This is a genomic window from Streptomyces odontomachi (assembly GCF_024435355.1).
Taxonomy (GTDB): Bacteria; Actinomycetota; Actinomycetes; order Streptomycetales; family Streptomycetaceae; genus Streptomyces; species Streptomyces odontomachi.
On record NZ_JAMJWG010000001.1, the window covers coordinates 1 to 15,462 of the forward strand.

Below are 15,462 nucleotides of genomic sequence, written 5' to 3' on the forward strand. Positions count from 1 at the left end.
CGACCGGGACGACCCGCTGTTCCTGTCGCTGGAGGTGGTCGGGGCGCACCACCCGTATCCACGACTCGACCACTTCGGCTACCTCGGTCTGACGAAGGAGACCGAGGACTGGCTCGGCGAACATGTTCCCGAGTCCGTCATCGCGCACTTGGTCGAGCGGCCCGAACCGCCGGCGCCGGGCGGCGACGATCCGTCGTCCGTCGCACAGGAGCACGTCCTCGCCGTGGCGCGGGGACTGAGACGCCCCGACGCGGGACATCGGCTGCTGCTGGCACCCATGCCGGTGGCCTTCGGTCCCGGACGCGGCTCGGGCATCGCCTACTCCTGCGACCCGGCCACGGGCGCCGCCGGGCTGCACGGCGGCTATCGGGTCGGCGCGGCCGGCGCCGAGTTCCTTGCGGACGGCGGGCAGGACCTGGACACCGACGCGCCTCACCAGCCGTGGGCAGGTCAACTCGCCGCCGTGGTGGGCGAGGAGGCTGAGCGGCGCCGGTTCCCGGTGCGCGTCGCGTTCACGGTGGAGCCGGGCCGTTTGTGGATCATGTCGGTCAACGAGGCACCCCTCGTGGGCCCCGCGCTGGTTCGGGCGCTTGCGTCACTGGTGCGTGCTCGCACCCTCACCGCGGACAGCGCCGTAGGCCTCATCGGCGAGACCATGTTCACCGAGGTGGCGGCGGCGCCCGTGACCACGGCGGGGATGCCGCTCGCCGCCCGGGGACTGGGGGTGTCGCCCGGAGTGGCCGGCGGTGTGTCGGTCTTCGACCCGGCCGACGCCGTCGCGGAGCAGGCCGCCGGGCGCCCCGCCGTCCTGGTGCTCGTCGAGTCACGCCCGGAGGATCTTGACGGACTGCTCGCGTCGTGCGCCGTGGTCACCGAACGAGGTGGGCGCACCGCACATGCCGCCGTGGTGACGCGGAGCCTGGGCATCCCCTGCGTCACTGCGCTCCGCGACTGCTCGGTCGACCGCGCCGCGCGAACCCTCGTCCTCGCCGACGGGCGCCGGGTCCCGGCCGGTACCTGGATCACCGTGAACGGCACCGCCGGCACGGTCCACTTCGGCGCGGCAGCACCGAGCGGGGCGTACTGCGAAGCCCAGGAGGACCTGAACTGGCTGGTACGGTCGGCCACCGCCCAGGGCTCCCTCGAGCTGCGCGTCAACGCCGACAGCGCCGACGACACGGAGCGTGGCATACGCGGCGGCGCCCGCGGCGTCGGTCTGTGCCGGGTGGAACATATGTTCCTCGGGGAGCGCAAGGCACTGCTCGAACGCGTGCTACTGCACTCAAGAGGGCCTGGCTCGAGGGAGGACATGGCGGCACTCGCCCGCGTGCTGCGGGACGAGTTCGCCCACGTACTGCGCGCGGCGGACGGACTTCCCGTCGCGGTACGTCTACTGGACCCACCGCGCCACGAGTTCCTGCCCGACCTGCCGGACCTCGCCGTGCGCGCATACCGGGAACAGGCCGGGGGCGACGGCGCCGAGGCGACCGAACTGCTCCGCACCGTCCGCGCGTTGCACGAGCACAACCCGATGCTCGGGGTCCGGGGTGTCCGCCTGGCACTCACCGCGCCGGAGCTGGCCGTTGCGCAGGTACGCGCGCTACTGGAGGCAGCCGCCCTGCTACGCGCCCAGGGCGCCGACCCACGTCCGGAACTACTCATTCCGATGGTTGCCATGCCGGGTGAGATCCGCGCCGTCCGCGGGCTCGTGGCGGAGGCGCGAGCGCAATTGGGCGCGGCCGGTGACATCGCGCTCCCGGTGGGCGCCATGGTGGAGACGCCGAGGGCCGCCCTGCTCGCTGGAAAGCTCGCCGGAAGCGCGGACTTCCTCTCCCTCGGGACGAACGATCTGACCGCACTCACCTGGGGACTGTCGCGCGACGACGCGGAACGCGAGGTGATCCCGCTGTACCAGGAGCTCGGAATGATGTCTGATTCACCGTTCTGCGAGCTGCTGGAGGACGGTGTGGGGGAATTGCTCCGATGCGCGGTGGAGAGGGCGCGAGAAGTCAAGCCCGAGATACCCATAGGGGTGTGCGGAGAGCAGGCGGGTGAGAGCGCCGCCGCCAGATTCCTGGCAGGTATCGGCGTCGATTATCTCTCGTGCTCTCCGGGGCGGATATCGGCGACCCGGTTCGCCGTGATCCGCGCCGGGAAGACCGACCGCAAAGCGGAACGATCAATTACATAAAAAATTCCCCGTACAGGTGCCACACTCTTCCGCTCAGCCATATGTCACTCTATGATGACTCCATGGATAATACAGGACCGGCCCACGGCGAATCGGGCCTCCCGCCGGAAAGCCGGCAGGACATCGAAGAACTGGAGTTCTCACCTCTTGAGCCGGAAGAGGCAGCGGCTCTGGATGACCGTCTCTACCTGCTGGGATGTCGTACCAATACAGTACGCAACGGCTGAATCAGGATCAGTGCGAAATCAGGTCAATCGCTGCGCGGGCACCGATACCGGGCGGCGATTGACTATCTTGTGCGCAGGGACTTGTGGTGCTGGATCCGAGTGGGCGGCAGCCCGGGTGGGATCCGCTTCCATGCCTCTCGAGAGGTATTTCTGAATGGCTGGCGACAGGACTGTGAGATGTGTTCAGAGCGCGACTCTTGATCGATTCCTCGCAGTGCATCGCGACCTCATGGGAAGGTGGCCATGGGAACGCTGCCTGATTCCACGCCCGGTTGAGGCAAGAATTCAAGGATTCCGCGACGGTATTCGCTCCTGGCGCGCCCGGGGAGTCACCACACTACCCTCCTTCATCCCAGAGTCGGAAACCGTCGGAGACATTCCGAAACTCGCATCCGAGGAACTCAGACCGGGTGCCGAAGCAGTGGCAGAAGCACTGAACTCAGCGGAATCTCATATACGGGACCCCCTGGCGGAATGGGTGGAGCGCAGAAATACAACCATCGCGGAATTCGAGAAACAATGCGAGGTGAACGGTGTTGCCGCCCGTCTGCACACCGCCCTCGGCACCTCTCCGCCCCCCGAACCTTTTCCGGTATATCTCGTCCCGTTCGCACCGACATCGCCGGGCGTGGGATTTCTGTCGGACGCCGGCGGGCCCGTCTGCGCCTACATCGACTGCCGCAGATTCACCGGAGCCGCGTTCGCGGACGGTGTGCTGACGCTGCTCGGCTGGGCGTTGCTTGCCCGGGTAACCCAAGGCCACGGCCTGGTGGCTGACCTTGCACGCAGGCTCCCCGGCACTGATCCGTACACGCGCAGGCTGCGCGCCGTACTCGCGAAGATCCTGGTGGAGATCACGGCCGGTGAGCTGGTCGACAGCAGCGGAAGAACGCGCCGGCCCGGCGTCGACGTCCTCGGCACGGCATGGCGGTATCCGCGTCTCTTCTGCGCCGCCGCCCGGCAGTGGCGCCCCTATCTGGACGGCCTGCTGCCCAGGGACACCGCACTCGACGCGATGGCGCGGGAGATCGGCGGCTGGCAGCCGCGCTGGTATGTGGACGAGGTCGACGCCTCGTCCCTGGCGGCCGACTTCTACCTTCTGGAATGGCTCACCGCCGAGGGAGACGACGGTGCGCGGCGGGAACTCGCATCGTGGACGCCACGGCTTGCCCAGTATCTCGCCGCGCAGTTGGACCTCATCATCGGCATGGAACTCTGCCACTACGAACGCGCGCACGGCGGCGGAAACGACCCCATGGCGGCATTTCTCGCGCTGGTCTCCGAACAGCGCAGCGAAATCGCGTGGGTCGAGGGGCGCGCGGAACTCGGCGGAAGCCGCGCCCTGGAACTCGCCGAGGCCGCGTTCGACGGCCCCGGCGGCGAGTTCGGCGGCCAGGCGTGGGCGCCCGTGGCCGCCACCCTTCGCCGCTATGTCCTCCGTGAGATCTCGCCCGCCGTCCTCATCGACCAGTGCTTCACCATGCAGCACAACAACGGCCCGCTTTTCGACAAGTTCTTCGACACCGGCCGCGTCCTCCAGGTGCTCGACGCGCAGGCAGCCGGCGAACTCGGCTTCCTCGCCGAGCACGCTTCTCCCGCGGTGCGCAGGCGCTGGCGTGCACACGACGAGGCGAAACTCGTGCAGCACGACCCGCGATGGCTGGGTTCCGCCGCCCTGTCACCACCAAGCCCGTACACCCAGTCGCAGGCCGGCGAGCAGACGGCCAAGGACGCCATGTCCCTGCGGACCTACCGCATCCACGTGCTGGACACGGAGCCCGGGACGCTGGGGTGCGGCAGCCGTGAGGAGGAGGCCGGCCTGCGGCGGGAGGAGGACACCCCGCCACTCGCCGACCCGGTCGCGACGCGTTCACGCCGACAGCAGCGCTCGAAGAAGACGAAACTCCCGCTGACACGCTTCGAGTCGGTCCGCGCGATCCTCCGGACGTCCGCGGGCGAACTCCGACTGGATCTGTGGCCCGACACCGCGCCGTACACCGTCGACAACTTCGTCCGTCTGGCCCGAGGGCAGCGCCCGTGGAAGGACCCCCTGACGAATCTGCCCGGCGTCGGCCTCTTCTACGAGGGAACCTCCTTCCATCGCCGGGTCCCCGGGTTCGTCATCCAGGCCGGAGACCGCAGCGGCACCGGTGCGAACGGGCCCGGGTACCGGATTCCGGACGAGATATCCAAGACCCTCAGCTTCGACCGCCCCTTCCTCGTGGCCATGGCAAACTTCGGGCCGAGCAGTGCCGGCTCGCAGTTCTTCATCACCCTGACCCCGGCGCCGCATCTCGACGGCAACTACGCCCAGTTCGGCGAGATCACCCACGAGGCCTCGCGTGCGAGGGCGCTGCGCATCGCGGAGGAGCCAGAGCCGGTCCGGCTGGAGTCCGTCACTGTGTTCACCACTGCGCCCGCCCCCGAGCCCGTACAGCGTCCGGCCTTCGACGCCACGCCCCCAGCCGCCTCCCTCACGTCCGGCGTCTGTGGGACCGACGGCCCGTAACCGCCGTGCCTTCTTCGCCACAGAACCGAGCCGCTCCGCTCACACGCGCCGCCCCGCGGCACCCGACCGCGTGACACTGCGCCTGCCGAATATTTCATCCGTGCAGGTCAGGCTGCGTGCTGGTACTCGTGGATTACTCCGTCGAGGCGGTCTCGGCGGCGTATGTCCAGACGGTTGATTCGCTCCGGATCGTTGATCGGTTCGGGAACCTGTAGCGCTCCAAAATTCCTCGTTGTGGGCTGACCTGGGGTTTCGTTAGATCCCTACGCTGCCCTGTGATACTCGTTGATCATGCCGCCGAGCACTTTTCGTCTGCGGATCGGCGCCTCCAGCGACCTGTTCCGAAGCTCGTCGAAGATGGGGGGTCGTTGTCTGCGGGACTGGTGTGGTCTGTGTTGGTTGTAGTGGTCGGTGTACTGGCTGAGCACTGACTGCAGGTGTTGGCTGTTGTAGATCAGCATCCGGTCGGTGCACTCGGCCCGTACGGTGCGCACCCACCGCTCGGCATAGCAGTTCGCTCGTGGTGTGCGCGGGGGAGTCTTGACTACTTTGATGCCTTCGTCGGTGAGGACCTCGTCGAAGGCGTCAGTGAACTTGGTGTCTCGGTCGCGGATGAGGAAGCTGAAGGAGCCGATCCGGTCTCCGAGGCTCATGGCAAGGTTCCGGGCTTGCTGAGCGGTCCACGTTCCACTCGGGTTGGCGGTCACGCCCAGTATGTGTACGCGCCGGGTTCTCACCTCCATGACGAACAGCACGTACAGCCGTTTCAGCAGGACCGTGTCGACGTGGAAAAAGTCGCAGGCCAGCAGTCCTTCGGCCTGAGTGCGCAGGAATGTGCGCCAGGAGGTGTCCTGTGCCCGCGGGGCGGCGCCATGCTGCCGGGCTCGCAGGATCCGTCGCACGGTGGACTCGCTGACCCTGTACCCGAGGCCGACCAGTTCACCGTGCACTCTGCGGTATCCCCAACGCGGATTCTCCCGCGCCAGCCGGCACACGAGGTCCTGAACGTCCCGGCTGACTCCACGGCGGCCAGGCCTGTGCGGGTAGGTCCACGTACGCGTGACCAGCCGACGATGCCAGGCCAGCAACGTGCCCGGCGTCACCAGCCGGTGGGATCGCAGCGCTGTAGGCAGCACCCGGGCCAAAGACGACAGGATCGCCCGGTCGGACCAGTCCGGCTTCGGGCGATCGACCTGCCGCCGCAACACCGCCACCTCATGCCGCAGCACCATGAGCTCCGCGTCTCTCGACGCCTGGCTACGCGCCAGCAGCATCATCCAGCCGAAAACTCGGATCGTGATCAGATACAAGAAACGAAACAGCACAGATCCGGATCTTCCCGCAACCCGGCCACCCACTCAAATCACAGGTCAGCACCACTGTGATGAGTTCTGGAGCGGTACAGGTGGTGGAGCGCTGCGGAGCAGGATCGATTCCGGCGGCGCGCAGGGTCTCTCCGATGGTGGGAGCTGCGAAGCTGATGCCGAGAGTGGCGAGTTCGCCGTGGGTCCGTCGGTAGCTCCGGTTCGGGTTCTCTTTCGCGAGCCGCAGGGCCAGAAGCCGGATGGAGCGCACGGTCCTTGGTCGTCCGGTGCGTTCGGGGCGTGAGCGGGCTGCATGATGACGCTTTACGAGGGCGCGGTGCCAGGGCAGCACGGGGAGCCAGCAGTCGCGTCCTGTGCAGGGTTTGTCTGGGCAGACGGTGGAGTACGGCGGCGAGGAACGCGCGGTCTTCGGGTGTGAAGTACGGCCGGGCGGTACCGAGCTGCCGTGCAAGGACTGCGAGCTGGTGCCGTAGAGCGAAGATCTCCACATCCTTGTCCCGATCGCTCATCGGCAACAGCCGCAGCACGGCGAAAGCGTTCGTGACCGCCAGATAGATCAAGTGTAGTAACACGACCGAACGCCGTGCCGGAGTTGAGCTGGCGCAAACGGTCGATCAGCCCTCTTGGGGACCCCATTGTTCAGCCAGGCTCTTTCACCAGCACGGATTGACCTAGCGGTATCGCACACGGTGATCCCCTAGTTTACCAGATCAATCTGGCCTGCCGTGACCTTCGGTGGGAGGGAGGCCTTCTTCGTCTGCTCAAGGGTGATGGCGGATTTTGTCATTGAGACCACCACTCGTGCTAATCAAGCTCGGTTGGCTCTTCCTGCTGGTTGATGAGCAAGCTCGCCGGTACACCCTTCGTGTTGACCGTTCAGTTTCGGCCAGAGTGGGGGATGTCCGGACCAAATCCGGCACATCTCTGCCTTGTCGCAGTCAAGATCGGCACAATACTGACGTGCCCGCTTACACGGAATTGACCCTCAATGACGGCGCAGTTGTCCGGATGGAGTTGGCCTCAGTCGGCGAACCGATGGAGGACTGCGCGGCCGGAGGGACGGACCTGCCGGAAGAGTTTGGCAGGGAGGCGCCGGTGAGTGCCGCCCAGGGACGGATGGCCACTCTCGCCAGGGACACGGTGCGGACTGTCCTCAGCCCGCTCGGGCCTCTCCTCCAAGAGGTTCACGATTCGATCACCACCATTCATGAGCCACCAGACGAGATCAGCGTTCAGTTCGGCGTCCAACTCGGCCAGGATCTGAAGATCGGCATCGTGGGCGCCCACGGCCAGGCCGCACTGACCGTCTCGGCGACGTGGCGGACGGATCGATCGCAGGGCTGACTAATGGGATGGTTCCGGTCAGGCGACACTCCGACCCCTGTTGTCTCCGTGCTGCGACATCGAGGGCCCAGGGCTGCGGGAGCCGCCGCTCTCATCTCTCGCAACAGGGTTCTCACGTGCGCCCATGTGGTAAATGACGCGTTGGGACGGGCCGAGCTTCTCAGCGCGGAACGTCCGCCCGCCATGGATATCGTCCTTATGTTTCACCATGGTCAGGAGGCACCTCAGCAGCGCACCGCCCGGGTGTCGTTGTGGATACCGCCGAACAACGGCTCTCCCTCACCCGGTGGAGATCTGGCTGTCCTAGAACTCACCGGAGTCGCTCCGGAATGGCTCACTCCCATCAGCTGGAGCGAGATGGTCGAAGGGCAGTCGTTGCGCGCCTGGCACGGCAGCGGGCAGCGCATCACCTACGCCGACACCGAGGTGAAACTGTGCGATGGGCAGGTGGCCTACCTTGATGCGTCACTGAGTGGCGCTGCTATCGGGCCGGGTTACAGCGGTGGCCCTTTGTGGTCGCGAGACCATGCCGTCGTCGTGGGCTTGGTGGTGGCGCACGTTCTGCCGAACGGAGGTACCTTTGGCGGCCAGCAGACGGTGCGACGCAGCCGCGCCATGCCGTGGCAGGCGGTGCGCAAGGAGCTGGTCAGGGCCGGGGTACCAGACTTACTCCGGGACTTCTCGAACCGCCCTTCGACAGCAGCATCGGGGGCCGAGGAGGAGCTGCTACCTCTGTTGTGGACGCTGCTCGCGGACCCCGCCGTGCGTGCGGACCATGCCCGTGTGCTGGCCCGGCACCTGGGTTATGCAGTCCCCGACGACAATTCGGTGCCGTCGGTCCTGGAGCTTGCGACCCTATTGACGACGCACCGCCGGGCGCTGGCAACCCTGAGCGAGTCCCTGGCACCGGGCCTGGCGGACGAGACGGCTCGGGCAGCGCTGAACCGTCTTCTCGTACGCGCCAGGGTTTGGGGGGTTGCTTCGCTCCTGTCGGTGAGTGAGCATCAAAGACTTCTGACCGCGTTGCGGGATATCGGCGAAAGGGATCCCGTGCTCATTCCGCGGGCGGCGCGTGAAGTCCTGCGCTTCACTCCGCTGCCCGAGGTTCTGCACGCGGCCCGGATCTCCGTTTCCGACATCGCACCTGCAGTGGCGGCGTTGGAGGTTACGACGGACAGCGGCCCGGTGCCGGCCGACACACCACAGGTGCCTGCCTTGCTGTATCTCGTCGAGTGTGTCGCCGCAGCCGTGGGCGGTCACGAAAGGGCCGGGTTGAGAGAATGGAGCGGGCGGGTTGCCGGCCGGCTCGGCATTCACCCTTCGGCACTTGCACAGCGTCGGACAGACGCAGACCGTTGGGCGTCACACCGGCCCGCGCTGGCCTTCCGCGTACAGATGGAGCTGTACCGCGACCACCACGATCCGGATGACCGGTTCCGTTGCAAACTGTGGCTTCTTCGCCGGGGCAGCCCGCCGACCCCGCTGCCTTCCTCGGAGGGCGCGCCGATCACGGCCGAGGAGGTGGCGATGCTGCTGCGGGAGACGATCGACGGCATTCGGGCGGAGTCGGATCAGCCGGACCCGGTTCCGCGTGTCGACGTCGTGGTGAACCGGGCCTGGCTGCACCTGCCCGTCGACGAGTGGAATCCGGGGCCGCAGAACACGTTTGTTCCGGGCCTGCCGATCGGTGTCGCCTTCCAGCTCACGCTCAGCTGCCCGGAGATGAGTGAACTGGTGCGCACCCGGCAGGGGGAGCAGCACCGGCGGTGGACGAGCGGGGACGGAACACCGCTCATCGTCGACCGCGACTTCACGCCCGAGCGGCTCGCCCTCCAGCTGCAGCACAGTCACCGCGATACGGCTCAGGTCGTTCTGCACGGGACACGCGCCGAGCGCACACGACTGCTCGAACTGTGCCTCGCGCTGGGCGTCCCGGTGGTGTTGTGGGACCGTGCGGCCGAAACGTACGACCATGCTGACCGGCTCGATGCGGTGCAGCCCACCGGATCCCTGCGCGATCTGCCCGAGCGCGTCCGATGTTTCAGGGGACAGGCCTGCGACGACTCCTTCCAGCATGAGGCCCGGCCATCGCTGGTGTGGGAGGAACCGGCCTCGGCACCCCCGGGCGGGCTGCGACTGCTGGACCCTCTAGAAGGAAGAACCCCCACGTGACGGCGACAGACATCCCAACGGACACCTCAGACGACGATTGGCGGCTGTTCCGTGGTGACGGCAGGACACGCCATGTGAGCTTTCCCGAAGCCCCCTCGTGGCGCCGCTTCACCTCATCCCGCGAAAGCGGCCCCCGGCCGGCGCCCTACCTCATCGGCGCAGCCGAAGTCGATGTGGTGAACGCCGCCCTCCACTTGCGCCGGCCTCTCCTGGTGACGGGCTTCCCGGGTACCGGCAAGTCCTCCCTGGCACACGCCATCGCTCACGAACTGGATATCGGCCCGGTTCTGCACTGGCCGATCAACAGTCGCTCAGCCCTGCAGGACGCCCTGTACCGGTACGACGCAGTCGGCCGGTTGCGTGAGGCGAACCTGCGCCGAGGCCGGCAACAGACGGAGCCGGGAATCGGCAACTACGTGCGACTGGGGCCCTTGGGCACCGCGCTGGTACCCAGTAACCGGCCCAGAGTGCTACTCGTCGACGAGCTGGACAAGGGAGATGTGGATCTTCCCAACGACCTGCTGACCGTCTTCGAAGAGGGCCAGTTCGAAGTGCCGGAACTCGCCAGGCTGCCGGAGGACGAGTCCACTGTCGAGGTGCTGACCGACGACCCGGACGACCGGATTCCGGTAGTACGAGGCCGGGTACGTTGTGCTGAGTTTCCCGTTGTGATCATCACCAGCAACGGAGAGCGGGAATTCCCTCCGGCGTTCCTTCGTCGCTGCATCCGGCTCGATCTGCCCGAGCCGAACGAGGAGCGACTGCGTGACATCGTCGAGGCTCATCTGGGAACCGCGGCCCTGGCGGACATCGACGACCTGGTGCGAGAGTTCCTGGGCCGGCGCGCACCGGGTGAGCTGGCCACCGACCAGCTTCTGAACGCGGTCTTCCTTCGCAAGGGCGGAGTCGATCTGGAAGTGAGCGGGCTCCTGGACGCGGTACTACACCGGCTCGGCAGGATGGTGTAGCAACGTGCCGGGGCGTCTGCGGCGCGTGCTGGCCGACTGCGGAGTCGACCTCTCCGACGAAGAACTGCTCGACGTCCTCTGGCTGGCCAGGCGCCTGCCAGTACACAACGAGGCGCCCGTGGCGCGGGCTCTGCAACGGTTGCGCTCTGCACACAAGGTCCGCGACGATGAGGATCCGTCTTCCTCAGTGGACGGTGGCCGGACGCTCCGGCATCCAGAATCGGAAGATTCCCAGCAGCCCGGCGAGTCGCTGCACGCTTCCGGTCTACATGACGCCACGGGTACTGATGGGCGGGATCGTGCGCAACAAAATGCCATGTCCGTGCGGGTACCCGAGGGCAAGTCCCTCGGGGCGTACGAGCTCCGGCTGGGTAGAGCGCTGCGTCCGCTCAAGCAGGAACTGCCCGACCTCCACAAATTGGAACTCGACGAGGGCCGGACCGTCACAGCCATGGCTGAGACGGGAGTGCCCGACCTCGTGCTGCGCCCCGCGCGCACCCGATGGCTCTCTCTCGTCCTGCTCGTGGACGATGGCGTCTCCATGCTGCTCTGGCAGCGTCTGGCTGCCGAGCTGCGAGCCCTATTCGAGCACAGCGGAGCGTTCCGCGGCCTGCGCGTGTATGGTCTGGACAGCCGGAGCATGGCGGCCCCCAGACTACGCAAACGCCCCTACAGCGAAGGTGACGCGGTTCTTCCCCCTTCCGTAGTGAGTGACCCCACAGGAGACACACTCGTCCTTGTCGTGAGCGACGGTGTCGGTGCGGCCTGGCAGGACGGACGCATGCACAAGACGCTCCGAACCTGGGCACTGCGGGGGCCCACCGCGAACGTCCACGCCCTGCCCACCCGCCTGTGGAAGGGATCGGGCATCCAGACACAGCAATGGCAGGTGACCACGCGGCGCAGGGGCGGGTCGACCAGCGCCTGGCGAGTGGCTGACCCGACGTTGCCTCCCCATGTGGTGGCCTTCGAGAGCGTCCCGGTGCCTGTAGTGGCACCCGAGCCCGCCGCGGTGGGTCACTGGGCTCGCCTGATCGCCTCGCCTGGCACCACGACCGTGCTCTCGCTGCTGGCGGACGGCGCAAGGCCTCCGTCACGTTCTTACGCCGACACACGCCAGGCCGATACAAAGGAAGCCGTGCTCCGGTTCCGCCACGCGGCGTCACCGGAAGCCTATCGGCTGGCAGCTCATCTTGCGGCCATTGCACCGACACCGGTGCCCGTCATGCGTCTGATGCAGGCAGCACTGGGCCCGCCGACTGACGTCGGACACCTCGCAGAGGTCCTGCTCGGCGGGCTGATGCGGCGTGCTGACGAGGCTGGTCCTGTCCGTCCGGCCCGGCACCGCCTCTTCGACTTCGACGAAGAGGCCCGACCGGTCCTGCTGGGGACGGTGCCTGGGCACGAACTTCTGCGCACCATCCGGACCACGATGAGCCAGCTCGGCCACCTGGTCGGCCGCTCACCTGATTTCCCCGCATGGCTCGTCCACCCTGACGGTCCAGACCAGCTCAGCGACAGAAGCCGCCCCTTCACATGGTTGGAGTCCCGACTGCTGGCCCGGCTGGGGGTCGGGCCCTCGATCCCCCAGCCCCCGGAGGAGCCCGAAATCCTACCGGAGGAACAGCCCGCCACGCCGAAGGAGAACGTCCGCAACCTCTTGGAGAAGCTTCAGCTGCACTCTCCGACACCGACAATCTCACTCAAACTATTGGCGGGTCGGTACCAGTTGCTGGAGGTGCTGGGGCGCGGCGGCATGGGCGAGGTGTGGCGGGCGCGGGACGAGGAGTTGGGCCGCGTGGTCGCCGTCAAGTGCCTCAAGCCGTTGACGCCGCAGCAGGACCGGGCGTCCGCCCGGGGGATGCTGGAGCGATTCCACCGTGAGGCACGGGTGGCCGCATCGCTGCACCATCGCGGGGTAACCGTCGTGCACGACTTCGGCGAGGACGAGGGCGTGCTGTACATCGTCATGGAGCTGCTGGACGGTCGTAACCTCCAGCAGCTCATGTGGGAACACGAAAAGCGTCAGCTGCCGGTGGTGGAAGTCGAAGACATCGCTGACCAGGTGGCCGCCGCCCTCGCCTACACCCATGATCAGGGCATCGTGCACCGCGACCTGAAGCCTGCCAACATCGTGCGACTGTCCAATGGCACCGTGAAGCTTTGCGACTTCGGCATCGCGCGCTTCGCGCAGGACGTAGGTTTCACAGGCCGGCTCACCGGCTCCGGCATCGCCGTGGGCACCCCGAATTACATGTCGCCCGAGCAGGTCGGCGGGGGTGAGGTAGACCATCGCAGTGACCTGTACTCGCTGGGCTGTGTGCTGTACGAGATTGCCACCGGAGCACCGCCGTTCGATGGTCAGAACGCTTGGGCGGTGCTTATTGGACACCGCGACACACCGCCCGAGCCGCCCCGCCGACGCCGCGAGGGACTGCCCGCCTACCTGGAGCGGGTCATACTCGACCTCCTTGCGAAAACCCCGGCTGACCGCCCGCAGGACGCCGGCGAGTTGTCCCGCCGGATTCGCGCGGGCCGTGCCCCGAGGAGGCAGTATCATGCGCCTGCGCCGCAAGGTGGACGCATCGTGGCTGCTGTGCCCATCGTCGGCGCCGGAGACTCAGGTCTTCCGCATTGGACGGCCGGTATGTCCGCCGGCCCTATGGCTAATACGGGTAGCCATATCACTCAGTCAACCACACGCTCCGGCGCCTCCAACCCAGCGGCGGGACACCAACTCTCCGCCCGAGTTGCGCTGCTCGCCTCCCGGCATGAGGATGGACTACGTCTGGGCCGCCTCGGCCGCTGGTCGGAGGCGGCCGAAGTCCACGGCACGGTCGTCGTGGAACGGGCCCGTCTATTCGGCCTCGATCATCCGGACACTCTTGTCAGCCGATATGAACTTGCCTTCTGCCTTAGCCGCGTCGGACGCCCCTCCGAGGCTCTGCGTGAGTACGCCGAGGTGGCCGCCAGCCGTGCTCGGGTCCTTGGTGAGGACCATCCCGACACTCTTGCAGCCCTGCAAGAGGCTGCGTTCGAGCTGGGCCAGCTCGGCCGCCACGACGAGGCGCACCAGATGTACACCGCCGTCGTCGCCGCCCGTGAGCGCACTGCCGGGCCCGACCACCCCGACACCCTGCGCTGTCGCCACAACCTCGCGTTCAACCTGAGCCGCCTCGGCCGGTTGGACGAGGCGTACCACATGGGCGCTGAGGTGGCCGAGGCTCGCGCCCGGATCCTGGGACCGGACCACCCGGACACTCTGACAACTCGTTACGAAACCGCCTACCTCCTCGGGATTTTGCAACGCTGGGAAGACGCCTTGCGTCTTTATCGTGAGATCAGTGAGGCTCGGGCCCGGATCCTGGGACCGGACCACCCGGATACACTCGCAGCGCGTTACGAAATCGGCATCAGCCTCGGTCGCCTCGGCAGCAGCGCCGAGGCTTTGGAGGTCTACCGCACTCTGACCGAGGACCGCATCCGGATAGAAGGACCTGGCGGGCCCGAGACGCTACGTGCTCGGCACGGAGCCGGCGTCAATCTCGGCCGGCTCGGACGCTGGGAGGAGGCGCTCGCAGAGGCCCGCGACGTGGCTGCAATCCGCGCCCGAGTGCTGGGCGTCGACCACCCCGATGCCCTCGTCAGCCGACGCGAGGTCGCCGTCGCGCTCGGTTGGCTCGGCCGCTGGACCGAAGCCCTGCCTGAGTACCGAGCTCTCGCCGCCGCCCGCGCCCGCTCCCTCGGCGCCGACCACCCCGACACCCTCGCCGCGCTCAACGACGAGGCCCACTGTCTGGAACAGCTGGACCGAGGCCCAGAGGCCCTCGGGTTGCTCCGCCGCGTGGCGGCATTGCGTGAACAGGACCAGACTCGGGAACAGAGAGAGGAGCGTTCGTGACGGCACGGCGCGACCAGGGTGCGCCCTTCCCGGGCTTCGGAGAAAATGCAGCTCTCCCGCTGCCCATGGCCGCGGTGACGAATGGTTGAAGTCCTGTGGGTGCCGGAAATTGTGTCACCTCTATGCGACCTGCGTGTATTCGTGGACGAGGCCGCCGAGTCGATCGCGTCGATGGATACGGGTGTTGGTGGTGGCGGTGAGAGTTTCGGGCTCGGTGAGTCGGTCCGGTGCCCGCTGCCTGAGGGATCGGTGGGGTCTGTGCCTGTTGTAGCGCTCGGCATACTCGTTGACGACGAGGCGTAGGTGGTGTTCTCCCGTGATCAGGATGCGGTCGGTGGTCTCCAGGCGGCATGATCCGATCCAGCGTTCTGCAGTGGCGTTCATCCGGGGCACCTGCGGCAGTGTCGGAATGACCCGCACGCCGATGGCTTGGAAGACGGCGTCGAAGGTGTCGGTGAAGTAGGCACCGTGGTCTCGGATGACGAATCTGATCGACTGGGCGTGGTTGCCGAGGTCCACGAGGTAGTTGCGTGCTTGCTGGGTGATCCCGGGGCCGGTCGGGTGTCGCTGTCGCAACTGCGGCTACGGGCGTCTCCTCGTTGTTGGTGGTGCCCTTTCACCGAATCTCCAGTCGGCCTGGGGGTGGTCGGGAAGAGCGTGGCTCGCCCTTCCCGACCAATGAGCCGGTGCAGGTCGATGGTGCGTCCCGCAGTCGCGGCAGGATTTTTCCCAACCTCTGGACGACATCGAGTGCGGTGCCGCGCACGCGACGCCTTGGTGATCGTTCCGCGCCGGCCGGGAGGCACCGAGGGGACGCGCCACGGC

Annotated in this window: 9 protein-coding genes and 1 pseudogene; 8 read left to right on the top strand and 2 right to left on the bottom strand. The window is 67.1% G+C overall.

Features of this window, described 5'->3' with window-relative positions:
* From NQO67_RS00005 to NQO67_RS00015, 3 genes are all read left to right on the top strand, one after another.
* Positions 1-2,191 (top strand): putative PEP-binding protein (locus NQO67_RS00005; protein ID WP_255945017.1); only part of this gene is annotated, 2,191 nt, incomplete at its 5' end.
* 62 nt (positions 2,192-2,253) lie between these two features.
* Positions 2,254-2,418, top strand: coding sequence for a hypothetical protein (locus tag NQO67_RS00010; RefSeq protein ID WP_255945019.1), 165 nt, complete (start codon positions 2,254-2,256; stop codon positions 2,416-2,418).
* 628 nt (positions 2,419-3,046) lie between these two features.
* Positions 3,047-4,927 (top strand): peptidylprolyl isomerase, encoded by a 1,881-nt coding sequence (locus tag NQO67_RS00015; RefSeq protein WP_255945021.1) that lies wholly within the window; start codon positions 3,047-3,049, stop codon positions 4,925-4,927.
* A gap of 263 nt (positions 4,928-5,190) precedes the next feature.
* Here NQO67_RS00015 and NQO67_RS00020 read toward each other — a convergent pair whose 3' ends face one another.
* The gene (locus NQO67_RS00020; protein WP_255945023.1) at positions 5,191-6,252 is read right to left on the bottom strand and encodes an integrase core domain-containing protein; all 1,062 of its coding nucleotides are present in this window, start codon (positions 6,250-6,252) and stop codon (positions 5,191-5,193) included.
* Positions 6,253-7,212: 960 nt separating this feature from the next.
* On the opposite strand from NQO67_RS00020, the gene NQO67_RS00030 reads away from it, so the two are divergent.
* The 5 genes and pseudogenes from NQO67_RS00030 to NQO67_RS00045 all read left to right on the top strand — a co-directional run bounded on the left by NQO67_RS00030 (position 7,213) and on the right by NQO67_RS00045 (position 14,637).
* Positions 7,213-7,596 (top strand): CU044_2847 family protein, encoded by a 384-nt coding sequence (locus NQO67_RS00030; protein ID WP_255945025.1) that lies wholly within the window; start codon positions 7,213-7,215, stop codon positions 7,594-7,596.
* A gap of 3 nt (positions 7,597-7,599) precedes the next feature.
* A complete protein-coding gene (locus tag NQO67_RS00035) occupies positions 7,600-9,768 on the top strand; it encodes a VMAP-C domain-containing protein (protein WP_255945027.1) in 2,169 nt (722 codons plus the stop codon).
* Entirely contained in the window at positions 9,765-10,736 is a 972-nt protein-coding gene (locus NQO67_RS00040; protein ID WP_255945039.1) for an AAA family ATPase, read from the top strand. The genes NQO67_RS00035 and NQO67_RS00040 overlap by 4 nt, the downstream gene beginning before the upstream one ends.
* Positions 10,737-10,761: 25 nt before the next feature.
* A pseudogene (locus NQO67_RS43630) lies at positions 10,762-12,156 on the top strand (SAV_2336 N-terminal domain-related protein); the annotation flags it as partial.
* 276 nt (positions 12,157-12,432) lie between these two features.
* Positions 12,433-14,637, top strand: coding sequence for a serine/threonine-protein kinase (locus tag NQO67_RS00045; RefSeq protein WP_255946628.1), 2,205 nt, complete (start codon positions 12,433-12,435; stop codon positions 14,635-14,637).
* Between the two features lie 120 nt (positions 14,638-14,757).
* Here NQO67_RS00045 and NQO67_RS00050 read toward each other — a convergent pair whose 3' ends face one another.
* Positions 14,758-15,156 (bottom strand): integrase core domain-containing protein, encoded by a 399-nt coding sequence (locus NQO67_RS00050; protein ID WP_255945041.1) that lies wholly within the window; start codon positions 15,154-15,156, stop codon positions 14,758-14,760.
* Positions 15,157-15,462 lie beyond the last annotated feature (306 nt).